Origin of the sequence: Sphingomonas sp. T1 (assembly GCF_902506585.1) — a bacterium.
Lineage (GTDB): Bacteria > Pseudomonadota > Alphaproteobacteria > Sphingomonadales > Sphingomonadaceae > Sphingomonas > Sphingomonas aerolata.
In genome coordinates this window covers 2,543,626-2,561,216 of the sequence record NZ_LR733875.1, presented here as the reverse complement: position 1 = coordinate 2,561,216, position 17,591 = coordinate 2,543,626, and the positions used below count along the sequence as shown (strand labels likewise).

The window sequence follows — 17,591 nt, the reverse complement described above, 5'->3', positions numbered from 1 at the left end:
AAGAACGGATGCGTCGCTACTCGGCCGCCAGCGCCCCGTCATCCTGCCCAGCACGCTCCTGTGCCTGGCGGTTCCACATCTCCGCATACACGCCCTCGCGCCGCAGCAACTCGCCATGCGTGCCCTTCTCGACGATCCGCCCCGCCTCCAGCACGACGATCTGGTCGGCATGCACCACGGTCGACAGCCGGTGCGCGATCACGATCGTGGTGCGGCCGCGCTCGATCGCCTCGAGCGTGTCGAGGATCTCCGCCTCGGTGCGGCTGTCGAGCGCGGACGTCGCCTCGTCGAGGATCAGGATCGGCGGGTTCTTCAGCAGCGTGCGTGCGATCGCCACGCGCTGTTTCTCGCCGCCCGACAGCTTCAGACCACGCTCGCCGACGCGCGTCGCATAGCCGAGCGGCTGGCGTTCGATGAACCCCGCGATCGCCGCGCCCTTCGCCGCCGTCTCGACCTCGGGCATCTCCGCCCCCTCGCGGCCATAGGCGATATTGTAGCCGATCGTGTCGTTGAACAGCACCGTGTCCTGCGGGACGATGCCGATCGCCGCGCGCAGTGATGCCTGGCGGACCTGCGCAATGTCCTGCCCGTCGACGGTGATCCGCCCGCCCGTCAGGTCGTAGAAGCGGTAGAGCAGCCGGGCGAGCGTCGACTTGCCCGCGCCCGACGGTCCAACCACCGCGAGCGTCGATCCCGCGGGCACGTCGAGCTCGAGGTCGCGCAGGATCGGTCGGCCCGCATCATAACCGAACGAGACATTCTCGAACCGGACATGACCCGCGCTCACCGCCAATACGGGCGCGTCGACCACGTCGACGACGGAAGCGGGCGTGTCGATCAGGTCGAACATCGCCGCCATGTCGAGCGCGCCCTGGCGGATCGCGCGATATACCATGCCGAGCAGGTCGAGCGGCCGGAACAGCTGCGCTAGCAGCGTCGAGACAAAGACCACGTCGCCCGCCGACGCCTCGCCCCGGCTCCACCGCCACACGACGAAGCCCATGCCGCCCGCGAGCATCAGATTGGTGATCAGCGCCTGGCCGAGGTTCAGCCATGCGAGCGAATTCTCGCTCTTCACCGCGGCTTCGGAATAGGCGGTGATCGCGCTGTCATAGCGCTTTGCCTCGCGCTCCTCCGCGCCGAAATACTTGACCGTCTCGAAGTTCAGCAGCGAATCGACCGCATGCGCGACCGCACCGGTATCAAGGTCATTCATGCGTGCGCGCAGCGCGTTGCGCCAGTCGGTGACCATCCGCGTGAACGCGATATAGCCGACCACCATTACGATCGTCGCGACGACCAGCGGCCAGCCGAACTTGGTCCAGAACAGGCCCAGCACCAGCACGAGTTCGAACAGCGTCGGCGCAATGTTGAACAGCAGGAAATAGAGCATCGTATCAATGCTCTTCGTCCCGCGCTCGACCACCTTGGTTACTGCGCCCGTCCGGCGCGACAGATGGAAATCGAGGCTCAGCGCATGGAGGTGGCGAAACACCTGCGCTGCCAGCCGCCGCGACGCGTCCTGTCCGACCCGCTCGAACACCGCGTTGCGCAGATTGTCGAACAGCGTCGTTCCGAACCGCGAGGCCGCATAGCCGACCACCAGCAGCGCGACGAGCGTCAGCGCGCCGCGGTCGTTCCCCGCCATCCGGTCGACCGCATATTTCAGCGTGAAGGCCGCGCCGAACACCTGCACCAGCTTCGACGCGATCACGAGCAGCATCGCGACGACGATCCGCACCTTCAGCTTCGGCTGCCCCGCCGGCCACAGGAATGGCAGAAAGCGGCGGAGCGTCGGCAGCAACGGCTGGTCCGCGCGGGTGGAGGTGTAGGTATCAGGGGGCATTGCTGGTGGTGATGTAGGCGTGGTCAAGCCCCGGCGAAAGCGGTTGGCGGAACAATCCTGCCACTTCGTCGCTTTTCATACCGTGTCCAACGCCGGGCATAGCGATCCACTGGAGAATGAAATGGAACCGCTGTTCTACGTCATGGCCATCATGGGTTGCAGTGACGGCAATATGAACTGCACCGAGGCACGGGTCGTGCCGGCGCGGTACGAAACGATGGCGCAGTGCCGCGCGGCGCTTCCCGATCAGCTCGCGCAGAACACTGACGTTCCCTATCCGATGATCGGCGCAAACTGCCGCACCGCGGGCGCGCAGATCGCCGTGACAGGCAAGGCCAAGACCAGGGGCTGATATGTTGGTTCGAGCGGGTTTGAGTTCGTCTCCCTCGCTCTCTCCTCCCCGTTCGTGCTGAGCGAAGTCGAAGCACAGGTCCCGAACGGAGGCCCTTCGACTTCGCTCAGGGCGAACGGATGAGGGGTGAGGCGTGAAAGACTAAGCTATCGCGGTCGTGTCCACAGCCGCGGATCCCGCGGCGTGCGTGGATACAGCCGCTCCCGCGCCGCCGCCTCCCGCGCGGCTCTGGCGATAAACCCCAGCTTCTGCGCCCCCGACGTCGTAACGCGGTGATCCCAGGCATGCTCGCCGCGCGCCGCGACGGCCCGCCCGATTGCGCCGTAGATGCCGGCCGCCGACAGCACGGCCCAGGCCGACCGGAACGACAGCGCGGGCGTGCCCTCCCGTGCGCTCGCCTCGAACGCCGCCGCGCGGTCCGCCATCCGTTTCGTGAGCACCGCGAGGCGCGCGCGGAATGGCGGCTTCATGTGCTGGCCGGGCGGAAAGTCCATCTCGACCAGCCAGTCCTCGGGCAGGTAGCAGCGCCCGACCCGGTCATCCTCCTCGACATCACGCATGATGTTGGCGAGCTGGAACGCCATCCCCAGGTCGCAGGCGCGGTCGAGTGTGTCCTCGTCGTCGGGATCAACGCCCATCGCGATCGCCATCATGCAGCCGACGACGCCCGCGACATGGTAGCAATATTTGTAAAGGTCGTTTTCGGAGCGCGGTCGCCACTCGCGCGCATCGAGCGCGAAGCCCTCGACCAGATCGCGCGCGAACCGCTTGGGCATCCGCGTCTCGGCCGCGACGATCCGCAGCGCGTCGAATGCGGGCTCGCCGACGACCTCGCCCGCCAGCGCCTGCTCGGTCATCGCCGACAGCGTGACGAGCCGCGCCGGGGCATCGTCGACCACGGTCATGCCGTGCCCGTGATCCTGCCCGTCGGCGATATCGTCACACCGCCGGCACCAGGCGTAGAGCAGCCACGCCCGTTCGCGCGTCGGCTTGTCGAACAACAGGCTGGCGGCCGCGAAACTCTTCGATCCGCGCGCGATCGATTCCTTCGCCGTCGCGACGATCGCTTCGCGGGTGGGGGAGGGGGAGGTCATGCCGCCACCTTTACTACCACCCCGGCGATGGCCGGGGTCCAGGTGGAAAAGCGAGTGTAACGACGCGTAGCGCGAGCCAATCCCCGTCCCCCAACTGGGCCCCGGCCTTCGCCGGGGTGGAGCAGGATAGTATGCGGCGCGAAGACGGTCACAGATCCGACGCGTTCATCCGGACGATCGGCTGCGTCGGCACATGCTCCGCCATCCGGTCGAGCAGCAGGTCGAGCGTATCCGCGACGATCAGCAGGTCACGGTGCTGCGGTCGCAGGAAGCCGACCTCGCCCATCTTGTCCCAGAATGCGATCAGATGGTCATAATAGCCCGCGGTGTTGAGCAGCCCGACCGGATCGGCATGATAGCCGAGCTGCGCCCAGCTCAGTGCCTCCCACAGCTCGTCCATCGTGCCCGTGCCGCCGGGGATCGTCACGAATCCGTCCGACAGGTCGGTGAACATCTGCTTGCGCTGATGCATGCCCTGCACGACGTGGAGCTCGGTCAGCCCGCGATGCGCGACTTCGGCATCGACCAGCGCCTGCGGGATCACGCCGATCACCTCGCCGCCACCCTCGAGCGCACCATCGGCGATCGCGCCCATCAGGCCGGTGCGGCCACCGCCATAGACGAGGCCGATTCCGCGCTCGGCAAAGGTCCGTCCCAGCGCGCGTGCGCCTTCGATATACAGGGGATCAGCCGGCGTCGCCGACCCGCAATACACAGCAAGTCTTTTCATGTGGCCTCGCTAGGGGAAGCGCGCGTGGTGCCGCAAGAAAAGAATGTGTTCGCGCGGAGACGCGGAGGCGCGGAGTTGCAGCACGGGTCGCGGAGCGACCTTATACCATGATGACGTACAGCCGAGAGGTCTTCCGACCGATAGGCTGGACGCACCATCTCCGCGTCCTCCGCGCCTTCGCGCGAACAAACCCTTACTGCTCGCCCTCAAGCATCAACCGCGCCGTCGCCTTAGCACTCCCGACGACGCCCGGGATCCCCGCCCCCGGATGCGTCCCCGCGCCGACGAAGTACAGGTTCGGGATGTGATCGTCGCGGTTGTGCACGCGGAAATAGGCGCTCTGTGTCAGCACCGGCTCGAGCGAGAAGGCCGAGCCCAGATGCGCGTTCAGATCCTGCGCGAAATCCTTCGGCGCATAGCTGAACTTGGTCACGATCCGGTCGTGGATGTCGGGGATCAGCCGCCGGCCGATCTCGTCAAGGATCCGCTTCTCCAGGATCGGGCCGATCTCGTCCCAGTCGACCGGGAACTTGCCGAGATGCGGCACCGGCGCGAGCGCGTAGAAGGTCGAATGCCCCTCCGGCGCCAGGCTGGGGTCGGTGACGGTCGGATGGTGCAGATAGAGCGAGAAATCTTCCGCCAGCACGCCGTGATCGTAAATGTCCGACAGCAGCCCCTTATAGCGCGGCCCGAACAGGATCATGTGGTGCGGAATGCCCGGCCACGTGCCCTTGATCCCGAAATGCACGACGAACAGCGACGGGCTGTACTTCTTGCGCTCGAGCGACGCCTTGGTCCGCTGTCCGCTGCGCGACGTCGCCAGCAGGTCGCGATAGGTGTGCATGATGTCGCTGTTCGCCGCCACCGCATCCGCCTGGCCCGACCAGCCGCTCGCCGTCGTGACCCCGGTCGCGCGGTCGCCCAGCGTCTCGATCGAGGTGACCGGGTCGTCGAGCCGCAGCACGCCGCCCAACCGCTCGAACTGGGTCACCAGCGCCGCGACCAGCCGGTTGGTACCGCCGCGCGCGAACCACACGCCGCCGTCGCGCTCCAGCTTGTGGATCAGCGCATAGATCGCGCTGGTCGTCATCGGATTGCCGCCGACGAGGAGCGTGTGGAACGAGAGCGCCTCGCGCAGCTTCTCGGACTTTACGAAGCTCGACACGATCGAATAGACCGAGCGCCAGGCCTGATATTTCGCGAGGGCCGGCGCCGCCTTGATCATCGACCCGAAGTCGAGAAACGCGACATGGCCGAGCTTCTCATAGCCTTCGTGAAACACGCCCGCCGAATAGGCGAGGAACTTCTCATAGCCCGCCCAGTCGCCCGGATGCAGCTTCTCGATCTCCGCCCGCATCTGCGTATCGTCATTGGTATAATCGAAATTCGTCCCGTCCGCCCAGTTCAGCCGATAGAAGGGCAGCACCGGGTCGAGCGTCACGTCCGCGCTCATGTCGTGCCCGCTCAGCGCCCATAGTTCGCGCAGGCAATCGGGATCGGTGATGACGGTCGGGCCGGCATCGAAGGTGAAGCCGTCGCGCTCCCAGTAATAGCCACGCCCGCCCGGCTTGTCGCGGCTCTCGACGATGGTCGTCTGGACGCCTGCGGATTGCAGCCGGATCGCGAGCGCCAGCCCGCCAAACCCTGCGCCGATGACGATAGCTGTCTTCATGATCTCATACTGCCTGCGATGGCGCGGACGGCGCGCACGATGGGGACGGGGGGCTTGCCGGTCAGGATCCGCGCCTTGTCGGTCATGGTCGAACGTCCGGCATAGAAACGGCCTATCAGCGAAGGGGAGAGGCGATAGAAGCGCTCGAGGATCCGGTAGCGTTCCTCGGGCTCCGCCGCGCGGAACAGCATCGTGTCGAGCATCCGGTAGAAACCGCGGCTCTTCCACGTCGCCTGCGCCATCGCATAGGTCGCGTCGTGCAGCCGCGCGCCCGAGAAATCCCCCAGCGCCGCGATCATCGACGCGGTCCGCACCGCATCGGGCAGCGAATAGCCGGTGGTCGGGTGGAACATCCCCGCGCGCATCCCCGCCTTGGCGACACGCGCCCCGGTCGAGCGCCAATAGGCCTCGAAATCGCCGCCCATCGCGACCGGCAGGACGCCCGATTCCTCGCGTTCGATCCGCTTCACCGACCAGCCGCGCTCGGCGACATAGGCGTCGATCCGGTCGCGCAGCACGGGCAGATCGAGATCGGGCGTGTCGCTGTAATAGGTGTCTTCGACGAACATCCGCCGCGCCTTGAACGGCAGGCAATAGACGAAACGATAGCCGTCGAGCTGTTCGACGCCCGCATCCATGACCATCGGCCGCGGTGCCTTGTGCATCGCGTCGAGCAGCAGCTCGCGTCCGAGAAATTTCTGCCACGCCAGATCGAGCAGCGTGAGGTCGCCCGGCCCGCGCGCGTCGATCACCCCGGTCGCCTCGATCCGGTCGCCGTCGCTCAGCACCACCGCGGTCGCGCTCGCGCCGCTCACCTTGCGGTCGAGCATCAGCGCGTGCGGCGGCAGGACGCGGCGTACCTCGCGGTCGAGCTGGACGCTCTCGATCGAATTGTAACGCGCGTCGATGGTCCGCGCATGCCCTGGAAAGCGCACGTCATAGCCCTGCCAGCCATGCACCACGAGCGGCGCGACGATCCATCGGTCCGCCGCCGCGACGTCGCTGTCGAAGAACGACCAGAGGTGGTTGCCGCCGACCGTCGGGGCGGCATCGACCAGCCGCACGTCGAGCGCCGGATGCTTCGCTTTGAGCGCCAGCGCGATCATCCCGCCGGCCAGGCCCGCGCCAACGATCGCGACGTCGCAGGAGATCGTCGATGCCATGGCTCCGACTAGCGCAAACCGGCGCCTGCGAAAACAGCCTTTCCCGCCCAATCGCGCACGAAGACAACCTGCATTGCCGGCCCCGCTGCCTCTTCCCCCACCGGGGCGATCCCCCTTGCCCCATCGCCGTCCGCTGCCACCGCGCGCCGGACGCGAACGGGCGGGGGAGCGTCAGGTCGGGCATGGCGCGCCGTCGCCATCTCCGCCACTATGTCCATGCCAAATTCGGAGCCGCCATGCCCCCCTCACACCCGACCGACGCTTCGCCAGCACCGCACGCCGGCGATCCCGGCCCTCGCCACCCCCAGGCGCCGACGCTGGCCACGTCGCGCCTGACGCTGACCGGCCATGTCCCTGCCGATCTCGACGATTGCGCCGCGATGTGGGCCGACGCCCGCGTCTATGCGATGATCGGCGGCACGCCGCGCAGTCGCGAGGAAGTGTGGATCCGGTTGCTCCGCTCGATCGGGCAGTGGACCGCGTTCGGCTATGGCAGCTGGATCGTGCGCGAGACTGTGACCGGCCGGCTGATCGGCGAGATGGGGTTGATCGAAGCGCGGCGCGCGATCCTGCCGCCGATCGACGGTCCCGGTGCGGTCGGCCCCGAAATGGGCTGGACGCTGACCGGCGACGCGCAGGGACAGGGTTATGCGTCGGAGGCGATGGCGGCGGTCCTGGGCTGGGCCGACCCGCGCATCGCCGCGACGACCTGCATCCTCGACCCCGGCAACGCGCCCTCGCTCCGCCTCGCCGAGCGCCTCGGCTACCGCCTGCGCATCGAGGGTCGTTATCGTGACGCGCCGATCCTGATCCTCGACCGACGCGCCTGACCTCGGTTCCGGACGCTCGGCGGACAGGTCGAGCGATGCTGGCCGAGGAACTGCGCGGGTTTTTACGGTACCGGGCAGCCGCAAGTCGTCGCTGCTGCCCGGCACCATGTGCGGCGCGCGCTCATTTCCGGATCAGCCGGGAGCGCACATGCCCATGTTTACGCGCTGGCGATCAGTTCGCCGGGACCTTGATGAACGGGTCATAGCTGTAAGTCTTGCCCGACATCGAGAAGACGACGCTGTACTGGTAGGACCCCGTTGCTGTGCCGTTGTTGATCACACAGGTCCAATAGATAACGCCCGCGGGCGTAGTCTGTTTTTCAAGCTTCTGGAATACACTATTCGGCGGGTTCTGCGTGCATTGACCGGTAAACCCGGTGATTGCGATATCATCGGCGGGATTGATGGGATAGACGGTCCACACCAAGACGTCACCGGCATTGCACGGCGTCGTCAACTCGTTGCCACCCTCGGACGTGCCTTCATAGCCCGTCGTGTCGATCATATACAGACCTTGGGTGATGGTCTGGCCACTGGCCGTCGACTGAGCTGTTTCCACATCCACAGCAATCATGATGTTGATGGTTGCCATATCCTCATCTCCTAAATTTATAGTATCGAGATGGCCTGTCTCCGACATGGCGTCAGACTTTCAAACAGGCGTTATCGTCGTAATGGAGCAATGTTCTGCTATCCGGATCTCAAATTCGTTGACCTGAGTGAAATTTCACATTGCAAGGCGTCAATGAGACTTAGACAACCGAGTTGTTGGCGCATGAATTCTGCAAAATCGATAAAGATATGATGAGGATCCGGTGTTCGGACATAGATCAGGGCGGCGTTGAGTTTGCAGGCGCACAGGCCGTCGCGCTTTGCAGCCGCGTATCCGGATGCCGCCGGTTTCGATCATTTTGCGGGGGCGATAGGCTAGAGTCAGTGCAAACAGGTGGAGCACCGGCCGGGCATGGTCGACCGAGGGTCTGAATGGCAACGGCGTTCGATCCGGTCCCGTTGCTGTGATAATTCCGCTACGGGTCATTGCGATTCCGACCCTGGCGGTGCGCTCGGTTTGGCTCTGACGGTCATGACCGTTATGGAGGGGGCCAATCCGATGGGCCGGGAGGTTTTTCCCCGGTTCATGTGGAGGGGAGCATTGGGGACATGGCTGATCACGGCCAGCCACCATCAGCCACATCATGAACGATACAGGTGCAATTATGAGCTCACTTTCCGGTTCTGGGATCGGCTCTGCGGCACCAACCGGGAGCTCGGCAATGTCCGCAGATCGCATGCCAAGGCTGCCGCGCGTGCTGGCCGCGGCGGCGCTCTGGGCCGTTCTGGCGGCGGCGAGCCCGGTCACGCGGCTTGACGTCGAGGTCGACAATCTTCGCTCGGCCAAGGGCTTGATCCGTATCTGTCTGACCGCCGACCCCGACAATTTCCCCGCCTGTGTCGACGATGCCAAGGCGCTGACCCGGACCCTGCCCGCCGCGGTCCGGACGACGAGCTTTCCGGGCCTGCCGCAGCGCGGCTATGCGCTGGCGATCATCCATGACGAGAACAGCAACTCCAAGCTCGACACGATCGCGGGCATCCCGCGCGAGGGCTATGGCTTCTCGAACAACGCCGCGGTACGCTTCGGACCGCCGCGCTTTTCCGCGGCACGGTTCATGCTCGCCGGTGATGCTGAAATGCAACAGGTCAGGATGCGTTACATCTTCTGACGGATTGCAACGGACCGAATGGGGTTGCCCCGCGTTGCGCGGTGGAACCTTTTTGTCCGGAGCCCGTCCTTGCGCGCATTCTCACTCGTTCTGACTGCCGCAACCGCGGCAGTCGCCCTCGCCACGCCGGCACTTGCGCAGACGGATCCCAATCCGACCCCGCCAATCACCGATCCCGCCGACAACAACCGCATCACGCTCGGTCTCGGCGTCGCGTCGCTTCCCGATTACGAGGGTGCGGACAGCAACAGCTTCACCCCCGGCGCGGTCGCGATCGGTACGGTCCGCGGGCATGATTTCTTCACGCGCGGTACGCAGCTCTATGTGAACCTGATCCCCAATACCGGGTCGGTCGGCATCAACTACGAAGTCGGTGTCATCGCCGCGGTGCGTACCGATCGCACGGGCCGGGTCGACAACCGCCAGGTCCGCGCGCTGGGCAAGATCGACACGGCCTATGAAGTCGGCGGCTTTGTCGGCATCGGCAAGACCGGTGTCATCACCAGCGATTACGACACGCTGACCGCGCGCGTCGCCTATATCCACGACGTGTCGGGCACGCACGACAGCTATGTCATCACCCCGCAGGTCAACTACACCACGCCGCTGTCGGTCCGGACCCTGGTCGCGTTCGGCCTGTCGGCGGATTATGCGGGCAAGGGCTTTGGCCGGACCTATGCCGCGGTCACGCCGATCGGCACGATCAACAGCGGCCTGCGCACCTATGACATCAACGACAGCGGTTTCCGCCGCGTCAACGTCTCCGCGTTTGCCTTGCAGAGCCTGTCGGGTGATCTGCGCCGCGGGTTCGGCGTCGGCGCGGGCGTGCTCTATGGCCGCATGCTCGGCAAGTACAAGGACAGCCCGATCGTCGCGGACGTCGGCGATGCCGACCAGTGGCTCGGCGCGGTGGGCCTGACCTACACCTTCTGATCGCAACCCGCCGATCGACCCGAAACCCCGTGCGGCCCGACCGCGCGGGGTTTTTCGTTTGCGCCCCCGTCCGTTGCGCCTATGCTCGCCCTACCCCGGGGGAGCGCCGATCCGCGCTTGAGAGGAAGGCAGGAGCCTTCGACCCGCTGAACCTGATCCGGTTGATACCGGCGGAGGGAGGGAGCGGTCGCCACAGAACCGTATGCCTTGCTCCGAGACCTTTAGGAGCAAGCGCATGGCCGATTACGATCCCCGCATCCCGACCGCCGACATCGGCGTCACCACCGGCCCGATCCGCGGCTCGCGGAAGATCCATGTCGCGGTGCCCTCCAGCCCCGACGTCCGCGTCGCGATGCGCGAGATCGTGCTCGACCCCAGCTGTTCCGAGCCGCCCTTGCGCGTCTACGACACCAGCGGTCCGTACACCGACCCGCGCGCCACGATCGACATCAACGCCGGCCTGCCGCAACTCCGCCGCCAGTGGATCGAGGCGCGGGGCGATGTCGAAAGTTACGACGCGCGCGCGGTCCGGGCCGAGGATAATGGCCAGCTCGGCCCCGACCGCTCGGGCGGCGTGCCGCAATTCCCCGGCAGTATCGCACGCCCGTTGCGCGCCAGGGCCGGCGCCAATGTCAGCCAGATGCACTATGCCCGCCGCGGCATCATCACGCCCGAGATGGAATATGTCGCGACCCGCGAGAATCTCGGCCGCGCGATGCTGAAAGAGTATAAGCGCGACGGCGAGAGCTTCGGTGCGTCGATCCCCGACTTCGTCACCCCCGAATTCGTCCGCGACGAGGTCGCGCGCGGCCGCGCGATCATCCCCAACAACGTCAACCACCCCGAATCCGAGCCGATGGCGATCGGCCGCAACTTCCTGGTCAAGATCAACGCCAATATCGGCAACTCCGCAGTCGCGTCGAACGTCGCCGCCGAGGTCGACAAGCTCGTCTGGTCGATCCGCTGGGGCGCCGACACGGTGATGGACTTGTCGACGGGGCGCAACATCCACGACACGCGCGAATGGATCCTGCGCAACAGTCCCGTGCCGATCGGCACCGTGCCGATCTACCAGGCGCTCGAAAAGGTCGGCGGCGTCGCCGAGGATCTGACCTGGGAGATCTTCCGCGACACGCTGATCGAACAGGCGGAGCAGGGCGTGGATTACTTCACGATCCACGCCGGCGTGCGCCTCGCCTATATCCCGATGACCGCCAAGCGGGTCACCGGCATCGTCTCGCGCGGCGGCTCGATCATGGCGAAATGGTGCCTCAGCCATCACAAGGAGAGCTTCCTCTACGAGCGCTTCGACGAGATCACCGAGATCATGAAGGCGTATGACATCGCCTATTCGCTCGGCGACGGGCTGCGCCCCGGTTCAATCGCCGACGCGAACGACGAGGCGCAGTTCAGCGAACTCTACACGCTTGGCGAACTCACCCACCGCGCGTGGAAGAGCGACGTCCAGGTGATGATCGAGGGCCCCGGCCATGTGCCGATGCACAAGATCAAGGAAAACATGGAAAAGCAGCTCGAGGTCTGCGGCGAGGCACCCTTCTATACCTTGGGGCCGCTCACCACCGACATCGCGCCGGGTTATGACCATATCACCAGCGGCATCGGCGCGGCGCAGATCGGCTGGTACGGCACCGCCATGCTTTGCTACGTGACGCCCAAGGAGCATCTCGGGCTTCCAGACCGCGACGACGTGAAGGTCGGCGTGGTCACCTACAAGCTCGCCGCGCACGCCGCCGACCTCGCCAAGGGTCACCCTGCCGCGCAGATGCGCGACGACGCGTTAAGCCGTGCGCGCTTCGAATTCCGCTGGCGCGATCAATTCAACCTGAGCCTCGACCCCGATACGGCCGAGCAATATCACGACCAGACGCTCCCCGCAGAAGGCGCCAAGACCGCGCATTTCTGCTCGATGTGCGGTCCCAAATTCTGCTCGATGAAGATCACGCAGGAGGTGCGTGACTTCGCCGCGAAACAGAATGGCCCGGCCGACACGTTCCTCGCAGCCGATGTCGATCAGACCGACGCCAACCGCGCGATCTTCGCCAAGGGCGCGCATGCCGATGCGGAAAAGGGCATGGCGGAGATGAGCGAGAGGTTCCGCGAGAAGGGCAGCGAGATCTATCTCCCCGCGGACGTCTGATCCGCCACATCCCGAACTCCTCCCCCGCCAGGGGGAGGATCAGGGGGTACGCCCGTTACCGCTTGCGCACGAACTCCGCGCGCAGGACCAGACCCTTGATCCCCTCGTAGCGGCAATCGATCTCCTGCGCGTCACCGGTCAGGCGGATCGCCTTGATCAGCGTGCCGCGCTTGAGCGTCTGGCCCGCGCCCTTGACGGTCAGGTCCTTGATCAGCGTCACCTGGTCGCCGTCCGCCAGCACGTTGCCGACCGAGTCGCGGACCACGACCGCGTCGTCGTCCGCCGCGCGGGTCGTGGATGCGGCGTCGGCGGCGACCCATTCGCCGCTGGCCTCGTCATAGACGTAATCGTCGTCCGCCATCGTCATCGTCCTGTCTCGTGCCGGATCACTTGAGCGTCGTCATCTCGACGGGCTTGCCCTTGGTCGTCGGGTTCGACGCGTTCGCCTTGGGCTCCTTCTCGGCCTTGGGCTTGCGGACTTCCTTGTTCGATTTCTTCTGGCTCTTGGCCATGATGCTGCCCTTCCGGCGGGGCGGAGCGCCCCGGGACGGCGACGATACACGCTTGCACTCGCGCATACCCGTAGATTCGGATCATCGAGTCGCCCCGGCAGTGCGGGCATCGCGGGCAACCTCGGCCCAGTCGGCGCGTTGGGATGAAAAGAGCATGAGGGGGCTGCGATGCATATCGGATCCGGGGCTGCGCCGATTACCCTGTCGCTGCGTGCGGGGATGGCAGTGCTTGCCATGGCCGTGTCAGGCTGCAGTGCGGGCGACGATTCCCAGCAGACCGCTGCGGTTACGAATTTCACGCCGCCTGCCACGCGGACGCCGACCCCCGTGGCAGGGCAGGCGCAGACCACGCCGCTCACCGCCTATGTCGGCAAATATCCGCATGACGCGGTCGATGGCGTCGATTTCTTCGATCGGACCGAGGTTGCCGGCGGGTTGCTCGCGGTTGTCGACGATGCCCGGCTGCGGTCGCTCATCCGCGGACGCTCGGGACCGCAGACGCCGATCTTCCAACGGGGCCGGCGCATCGCCTCCTGGGGGTGCGAGGCGCATAATTGCGGCGATCACAACTGGATGGTCGCGATCGATCCGGCGGGTGGCACGGCGCAGGCCTGTTATCACGATGCCGGCACGATGCGCGACCAAAGCCGCTGGTATGCCAATGGCGCACCGGTCCTGCGCCCCGGCGCCTGTCCTTCGGAGGGTGGAAACGATGCTTGAACACATGCCTGCCTGGCTCGGCCACGCACTTAAAGGATTGCGCGCTGGTGCCGACGCGCTGGTGATCGCCCGCTCCGGTTTCGGGTCGGGCGCGCAGGCCGGCACGGAGTTCGCAACGCTCGACCTGACCAGCCCCGGCTTCGCGCATGAGGGGCGGTTGCCGCCCCGGTTCACCGCCGATGGTGACGGGGTGTCGCCGCCGCTCCTCTGGAGCGCGCCGCCTGCGGGCACCGCCGCACTCGCGCTGATCGTCGAGGATGCGGATGCGCCGACGCCGCAACCGCTGGTTCACGCGATTGTCTGGCATATCGCTGCCGATCGGCTGCGACTGGCCGAGGGCGCGATCACGGCCGACGGCGCAGGGACGCCCGACGGCGATGTCGGGCGCAATTCCTATCTACGCGAAGGCTGGCTGCCGCCCGATCCGCCGACCGGGCATGGCGAACATCGTTATGCCTTCCAGCTTTTCGCGCTCGATGCGGCGCTGGGCGATCCAGGCGTGTCACCGGGCCGCACCGCGCTGGTCGAGGCGATGTCGGGACATGTGCTCGCGGCGGGGTTGCTGATCGGGACCTATTCGCGCGAGGAGGCCGCGCCCGTCGGCCCCGCTTCATCGGCCATGCCGGCCTGACCGCGACCCGCACGTGGCGGGCAGGGATCCGCCGCGCTGCCGGTCAGGCGAATGCTGCGGCGTGGGTCGCGATCAGCAGGACTGTGGTCGAGAAGGCGACGATGCAGACGAGCAGGCCGGGGTCCCGCGCCCGATCGGGCCGCGATTGGGCGCGATGGAGATGACGAAGCATGATGCAGTCTCCGCAGTCAGGCCAGATCAGGCGATCGGGATGATCGGCGTCGCTGCGCTGATCGCGATGCCGGCGAAGACCAGCGCCCCGGCGAACGAGAGGAGGATGCGCTTGGCGGATTCGAAATGGATCGAGGACATGGTGGCTTCCCTTCGGTGATGGCGGCGTCCGGACCATCCGGCTGCCGATATCCCCTGCTTTGCACACCCCGTGCCAGTTCCGTATCCGACTGAATCAGCGCGGTTTTTCGCAGCAGCCCCGCAGCAGTTGGGATTTTGCGCCACACGAATCCGGTGAACGGCGCCAAGGATCGGTGCCGCGGACCGCCGCGCGGATCAGGCGGCGCAGATCCGGTCGCGCCCGTCGCCCTTGGCGGTGTAGAGGAGCCGGTCGGCGCGGGCGAACGCGCTCTCGGCGGCTTCGTCCGCATGGATCGCGGTGACGCCTGCCGAAAAGGTGATCTGGCCAAGCGGCGAATCGGTCTCGCGATTGCGGAAGCGTTTGGCGGCGACGATCGCGCGGACCGAATCGAGCAGGCGCGCGGCGTCGCTCAGGCTGACGCCGCACAACAGCACCGCAAACTCCTCGCCGCCGTGCCGCACGACGAGATGCCCCTCGCACCCCGCCGCGATCATCTGGCCGATCGCGGTCAGCACCCTGTCGCCGACGCCGTGGCCGAACGCGTCGTTGACGCGCTTGAACCGGTCGACGTCGCATACCGCCAGGCAATAGGGGCCCTTGCCCGCGTCACGGGCGCCGAACGCCTCGTCGAACGCGCGCCGATTGGGCAGGCCGGTCAGCGTGTCGCGGCGTGCGCTGTCGCGCGCCTCGATCAGCTTGGCCCGCAGGACGTCGGTCTCGTGCTTCGCCTTGGCCAGCCGTACCTCGGACTCACGGATCCGGCCGATCATCGCGGTGGTGATCCGCGTGATCTCGTCGATCTCGGCTAGTCCCGGCGAGGTCGTGATCGCTGCCGCGCTTTCCGCCAGGTCATGGCCGAAGCCGCGGGTCTCGGCGTGGATGCTGTGCATGATCGTCGCGAATCCGTCGACATACTCCTGCGTCTCGGCAACCAGCCGGTCCGCCTGCCCTTCGCGTTGCGCGGGATCGCACGGGTCGTCGGGATCGACCACCGCAGAGGGCTCGGTGACCTGTCCGCCAAGCGCCTCGATATCCCTGCGCAGCAGCCGGACGCCGCCCTCGGTCAATTGCGCAACCTGCGCCGCGAGCGGGCCGTCGGGTGCCGACAGCACGGCATGCGCGAACGCATAATGCGACGGATCCGGACGCAACCGGTGCTTACGGAGGAATCGGCCGATCTGGTCGAACAGGTCCTCCGTGCTCACCTGTTGTGCGCCCTGAGCGTCCCGCATGTCATTTGCCCCCGTTTCGCCCCCGGAATAGAACGATAAAGGTTAGCAACGCGTGACGATTTGCGGATCTATCGGCGGTTAAGCGTCTCGACTGCGGCCAGCGTCGAATTGACATGCTCGGCCGGGTTCATGTCGTCGTGAACAAAGGCGACCCGGCCGTCGCGGCCGATCACGTAACTGGTGCGCTTCGTGACGTCGCGTCCCATCACTTGCTTGCCGAGCGCGACGTCATAGCCCGCGACGACCTTCGGCCCTGCACTGGCGACCGCGAACTTGCCCGCGCATTTCTCTGCCGAGAATTTGCTCAGCGTCTCGACGTTGTCCGCCGACATGCCGATCACCGTCGCGCCGGCCTTCTTGAACGCGGGGACCGCCTCGGCAAAGGCATGCGCCTCGGCATTGCAGCCGCCGGTATAGGCCGCGGGGAAGAAGTAGAGCACGACGGGGCCCTTCTTCAGCTGTTCGGCGAGGTGGACCGTGAACACCTTGCCGGCGATCGCGCCGCGCGTGGTGAAGTCGGGCGCCTTCGCACCGGGCGCGAGCGCCGCGACTGCGGGGGTGGCGAGGAGGAGGGCGGCGAGAGTCGGGACAAGGCGCATGGGGCTATACTCCGGTATGATCGCAGTGACGTACGCCCGCTCGCGGCATCCGTCCATTGCTCGCGCCGTACCGTATCGATAGGCAGGGCAGATGCCAGTGACCCAAGCCGATATCGACCTCGCGCACCGCCTCGCGGATGCCGCGGGCCACGTCATCCGACCCTATTTCCGCCACGAGCACGGCGTCGAGATCAAGGACGACCAGTCCCCCGTCACCCGCGCCGACCGCGAGGCCGAATCGGCGATGCGGCGGCTGCTCGACGCCGAACGCTCGGGCGACGGTATCGTCGGCGAGGAGTTTGGCGAAAAGACCGGCGTCACCAACCGCAAATGGGTGCTCGACCCGATCGACGGCACGCGCAGCTTCACCGTCGGCCGCGCGATCTTCGGCACGCTGATCGCGCTGGTCGAGGATGGCTGGCCGGTGCTCGGGATCATCGACCAGCCGGTCCAGCGCGAACGCTGGGTCGGCGTCGCGGGGCGTCCGACGACGCTGAACGGCGTGCCGGTGCGCACCCGGGTCTGCCGCGAGCTGGCGGGATCGACGATCGCGACGACCAGCCCGCATCTGTTCGGCGAGGCTGACGTCCCGCATTATCTCGCGCTCGTCGCGGCGATCTCGGGTGGCAACCCGCGCCAGGGGCCGGTCTATGGCGGTGACTGCTATAATTACGGGCTGCTCGCGAGCGGTCACCTCGACGTCGTCTGCGAATCGGGTCTCCAGCTCTACGATTTCGCTGCGCTGGTCCCGGTCGTCGAAGGCGCCGGCGGGATGATGTGCGACTGGAACGGCGACCCGCTGACCGCGGCGAGCGAAGGCCATGTGCTCGCGATCGGCGATCCGGCGCGGCTGGACGACGTGCTCGAGGCGATGCACCGGATCACGGGTGATGCGCATGACCATGGCGATCACGACCACTGAGACCGTCTTGGCGGGAAGGCGGGCGTTACGCCTCGCACCTAGTCCCATATCCGTCATCCCGGCGAAAGCCGGGACCCATGGACACTGCACGGTCGCTAACCGCGCTGGCCGAAACCATGGGCCCCGGCTTTCGCGGGGGTGACGGGGGCCAGTAAGGTGA

At 66.4% G+C, this 17,591-nt stretch carries 20 protein-coding genes and 1 riboswitch; of the genes, 9 read left to right on the top strand and 11 right to left on the bottom strand.

Annotated features, from left to right (window positions below; all coding sequences use genetic code 11):
- Window positions 1-16 precede the first annotated feature (16 nt).
- The gene (locus GV027_RS11555) at window positions 17-1,846 is read right to left on the bottom strand and encodes an ABCB family ABC transporter ATP-binding protein/permease (protein ID WP_159511968.1); all 1,830 of its coding nucleotides are present in this window, start codon (window positions 1,844-1,846) and stop codon (window positions 17-19) included.
- Window positions 1,847-1,967: 121 nt separating this feature from the next.
- On the opposite strand from GV027_RS11555, the gene GV027_RS11550 reads away from it, so the two are divergent.
- A complete protein-coding gene (locus GV027_RS11550) occupies window positions 1,968-2,198 on the top strand; it encodes a hypothetical protein (protein WP_056406734.1) in 231 nt (76 codons plus the stop codon).
- A gap of 146 nt (window positions 2,199-2,344) precedes the next feature.
- Here GV027_RS11550 and GV027_RS11545 read toward each other — a convergent pair whose 3' ends face one another.
- The 4 genes from GV027_RS11545 to crtY form a co-directional block, all read right to left on the bottom strand.
- The gene (locus tag GV027_RS11545; RefSeq protein ID WP_159511967.1) at window positions 2,345-3,292 is read right to left on the bottom strand and encodes a phytoene/squalene synthase family protein; all 948 of its coding nucleotides are present in this window, start codon (window positions 3,290-3,292) and stop codon (window positions 2,345-2,347) included.
- Window positions 3,293-3,440: 148 nt separating this feature from the next.
- Window positions 3,441-4,022: a TIGR00730 family Rossman fold protein gene (locus tag GV027_RS11540; RefSeq protein ID WP_031394045.1), complete on the bottom strand. Its 582-nt coding sequence runs from the start codon at window positions 4,020-4,022 to the stop codon at window positions 3,441-3,443.
- Window positions 4,023-4,215: 193 nt separating this feature from the next.
- Complete coding sequence (locus tag GV027_RS11535; RefSeq protein WP_031394044.1) at window positions 4,216-5,694, bottom strand: phytoene desaturase; 1,479 nt, start codon at window positions 5,692-5,694, stop codon at window positions 4,216-4,218.
- Window positions 5,691-6,857 (bottom strand): lycopene beta-cyclase CrtY, encoded by a 1,167-nt coding sequence (gene crtY / locus GV027_RS11530; protein WP_031394043.1) that lies wholly within the window; start codon window positions 6,855-6,857, stop codon window positions 5,691-5,693. The genes GV027_RS11535 and crtY overlap by 4 nt, the downstream gene beginning before the upstream one ends.
- A gap of 236 nt (window positions 6,858-7,093) precedes the next feature.
- Here crtY and GV027_RS11525 point away from each other — a divergent pair, with 236 nt between their 5' ends.
- Complete coding sequence (locus GV027_RS11525) at window positions 7,094-7,687, top strand: GNAT family N-acetyltransferase (protein WP_159511966.1); 594 nt, start codon at window positions 7,094-7,096, stop codon at window positions 7,685-7,687.
- 172 nt (window positions 7,688-7,859) lie between these two features.
- Here the strand turns inward: GV027_RS11525 and GV027_RS11520 are convergent, their stop codons facing one another.
- A complete protein-coding gene (locus tag GV027_RS11520) occupies window positions 7,860-8,279 on the bottom strand; it encodes a hypothetical protein (RefSeq protein ID WP_159511965.1) in 420 nt (139 codons plus the stop codon).
- Between the two features lie 372 nt (window positions 8,280-8,651).
- On the opposite strand from GV027_RS11520, the gene GV027_RS11515 reads away from it, so the two are divergent.
- From GV027_RS11515 to thiC, 4 genes are all read left to right on the top strand, one after another.
- On the top strand, window positions 8,652-9,056 hold the full coding sequence (locus tag GV027_RS11515) for a sterol desaturase family protein (RefSeq protein ID WP_443029533.1): 405 nt from the start codon (window positions 8,652-8,654) through the stop codon (window positions 9,054-9,056).
- The gene (locus GV027_RS11510; RefSeq protein WP_236559186.1) at window positions 8,962-9,411 is read left to right on the top strand and encodes a DUF2141 domain-containing protein; all 450 of its coding nucleotides are present in this window, start codon (window positions 8,962-8,964) and stop codon (window positions 9,409-9,411) included. Before GV027_RS11515 ends, GV027_RS11510 begins: the two co-directional genes overlap by 95 nt.
- A 69-nt stretch (window positions 9,412-9,480) precedes the next feature.
- Window positions 9,481-10,344, top strand: a complete 864-nt coding sequence (locus GV027_RS11505) for a MipA/OmpV family protein (RefSeq protein WP_234387246.1) — start codon at window positions 9,481-9,483, stop codon at window positions 10,342-10,344.
- 88 nt (window positions 10,345-10,432) lie between these two features.
- A riboswitch (TPP riboswitch) is annotated at window positions 10,433-10,540 on the top strand.
- A gap of 39 nt (window positions 10,541-10,579) precedes the next feature.
- A complete protein-coding gene (thiC, locus tag GV027_RS11500; protein ID WP_159511963.1) occupies window positions 10,580-12,502 on the top strand; it encodes a phosphomethylpyrimidine synthase ThiC in 1,923 nt (640 codons plus the stop codon).
- Window positions 12,503-12,557: 55 nt separating this feature from the next.
- Here the strand turns inward: thiC and GV027_RS11495 are convergent, their stop codons facing one another.
- Entirely contained in the window at window positions 12,558-12,863 is a 306-nt protein-coding gene (locus GV027_RS11495; protein WP_031394037.1) for an alkylphosphonate utilization protein, read from the bottom strand.
- Window positions 12,864-12,888: 25 nt separating this feature from the next.
- Complete coding sequence (locus GV027_RS21720; RefSeq protein ID WP_260171387.1) at window positions 12,889-13,014, bottom strand: hypothetical protein; 126 nt, start codon at window positions 13,012-13,014, stop codon at window positions 12,889-12,891.
- Between the two features lie 168 nt (window positions 13,015-13,182).
- On the opposite strand from GV027_RS21720, the gene GV027_RS11490 reads away from it, so the two are divergent.
- Together GV027_RS11490 and GV027_RS11485 are read left to right on the top strand one after the other, a co-directional pair.
- Entirely contained in the window at window positions 13,183-13,734 is a 552-nt protein-coding gene (locus tag GV027_RS11490; protein ID WP_159511962.1) for a hypothetical protein, read from the top strand.
- A complete protein-coding gene (locus GV027_RS11485; RefSeq protein ID WP_159511961.1) occupies window positions 13,727-14,365 on the top strand; it encodes a YbhB/YbcL family Raf kinase inhibitor-like protein in 639 nt (212 codons plus the stop codon). Before GV027_RS11490 ends, GV027_RS11485 begins: the two co-directional genes overlap by 8 nt.
- Before the next feature lie 43 nt (window positions 14,366-14,408).
- Here the strand turns inward: GV027_RS11485 and GV027_RS21715 are convergent, their stop codons facing one another.
- The 3 genes from GV027_RS21715 to GV027_RS11475 form a co-directional block, all read right to left on the bottom strand.
- Window positions 14,409-14,537 (bottom strand): hypothetical protein, encoded by a 129-nt coding sequence (locus tag GV027_RS21715; protein ID WP_260171388.1) that lies wholly within the window; start codon window positions 14,535-14,537, stop codon window positions 14,409-14,411.
- Between the two features lie 335 nt (window positions 14,538-14,872).
- Complete coding sequence (locus GV027_RS11480; RefSeq protein WP_328799428.1) at window positions 14,873-15,883, bottom strand: GGDEF domain-containing protein; 1,011 nt, start codon at window positions 15,881-15,883, stop codon at window positions 14,873-14,875.
- 95 nt (window positions 15,884-15,978) lie between these two features.
- Window positions 15,979-16,509, bottom strand: coding sequence for a peroxiredoxin (locus GV027_RS11475; RefSeq protein WP_159511959.1), 531 nt, complete (start codon window positions 16,507-16,509; stop codon window positions 15,979-15,981).
- Between the two features lie 91 nt (window positions 16,510-16,600).
- Here GV027_RS11475 and GV027_RS11470 point away from each other — a divergent pair, with 91 nt between their 5' ends.
- A complete protein-coding gene (locus GV027_RS11470) occupies window positions 16,601-17,431 on the top strand; it encodes an inositol monophosphatase family protein (RefSeq protein ID WP_159511958.1) in 831 nt (276 codons plus the stop codon).
- The last annotated feature ends 160 nt before the right edge of the window (window positions 17,432-17,591 follow it).

Bases quoted from the DNA above. Each gene is read 5' to 3' on its own strand.
- GV027_RS11555 (WP_159511968.1), bottom strand. From the start codon at position 1,846: ATGCCCCCTGATACCTACACCTCCACCCGCGCGGACCAGCCGTTGCTG.
- GV027_RS11540 (WP_031394045.1), bottom strand. From the start codon at position 4,022: ATGAAAAGACTTGCTGTGTATTGCGGGTCGGCGACGCCGGCTGATCCC.
- GV027_RS11485 (WP_159511961.1), top strand. From the start codon at position 13,727: ATGCTTGAACACATGCCTGCCTGGCTCGGCCACGCACTTAAAGGATTG.
- GV027_RS11490 (WP_159511962.1), top strand. From the start codon at position 13,183: ATGCATATCGGATCCGGGGCTGCGCCGATTACCCTGTCGCTGCGTGCG.
- GV027_RS11545 (WP_159511967.1), bottom strand. From the start codon at position 3,292: ATGACCTCCCCCTCCCCCACCCGCGAAGCGATCGTCGCGACGGCGAAG.
- GV027_RS11510 (WP_236559186.1), top strand. From the start codon at position 8,962: ATGTCCGCAGATCGCATGCCAAGGCTGCCGCGCGTGCTGGCCGCGGCG.
- GV027_RS21720 (WP_260171387.1), bottom strand. From the start codon at position 13,014: ATGGCCAAGAGCCAGAAGAAATCGAACAAGGAAGTCCGCAAGCCCAAG.
- GV027_RS11515 (WP_443029533.1), top strand. From the start codon at position 8,652: ATGGTCGACCGAGGGTCTGAATGGCAACGGCGTTCGATCCGGTCCCGT.
- GV027_RS11535 (WP_031394044.1), bottom strand. From the start codon at position 5,694: ATGAAGACAGCTATCGTCATCGGCGCAGGGTTTGGCGGGCTGGCGCTC.
- GV027_RS11470 (WP_159511958.1), top strand. From the start codon at position 16,601: ATGCCAGTGACCCAAGCCGATATCGACCTCGCGCACCGCCTCGCGGAT.
- GV027_RS21715 (WP_260171388.1), bottom strand. From the start codon at position 14,537: ATGCTTCGTCATCTCCATCGCGCCCAATCGCGGCCCGATCGGGCGCGG.
- GV027_RS11520 (WP_159511965.1), bottom strand. From the start codon at position 8,279: ATGGCAACCATCAACATCATGATTGCTGTGGATGTGGAAACAGCTCAG.
- GV027_RS11525 (WP_159511966.1), top strand. From the start codon at position 7,094: ATGCCCCCCTCACACCCGACCGACGCTTCGCCAGCACCGCACGCCGGC.
- GV027_RS11475 (WP_159511959.1), bottom strand. From the start codon at position 16,509: ATGCGCCTTGTCCCGACTCTCGCCGCCCTCCTCCTCGCCACCCCCGCA.
- GV027_RS11495 (WP_031394037.1), bottom strand. From the start codon at position 12,863: ATGGCGGACGACGATTACGTCTATGACGAGGCCAGCGGCGAATGGGTC.
- thiC (WP_159511963.1), top strand. From the start codon at position 10,580: ATGGCCGATTACGATCCCCGCATCCCGACCGCCGACATCGGCGTCACC.
- GV027_RS11550 (WP_056406734.1), top strand. From the start codon at position 1,968: ATGGAACCGCTGTTCTACGTCATGGCCATCATGGGTTGCAGTGACGGC.
- crtY (WP_031394043.1), bottom strand. From the start codon at position 6,857: ATGGCATCGACGATCTCCTGCGACGTCGCGATCGTTGGCGCGGGCCTG.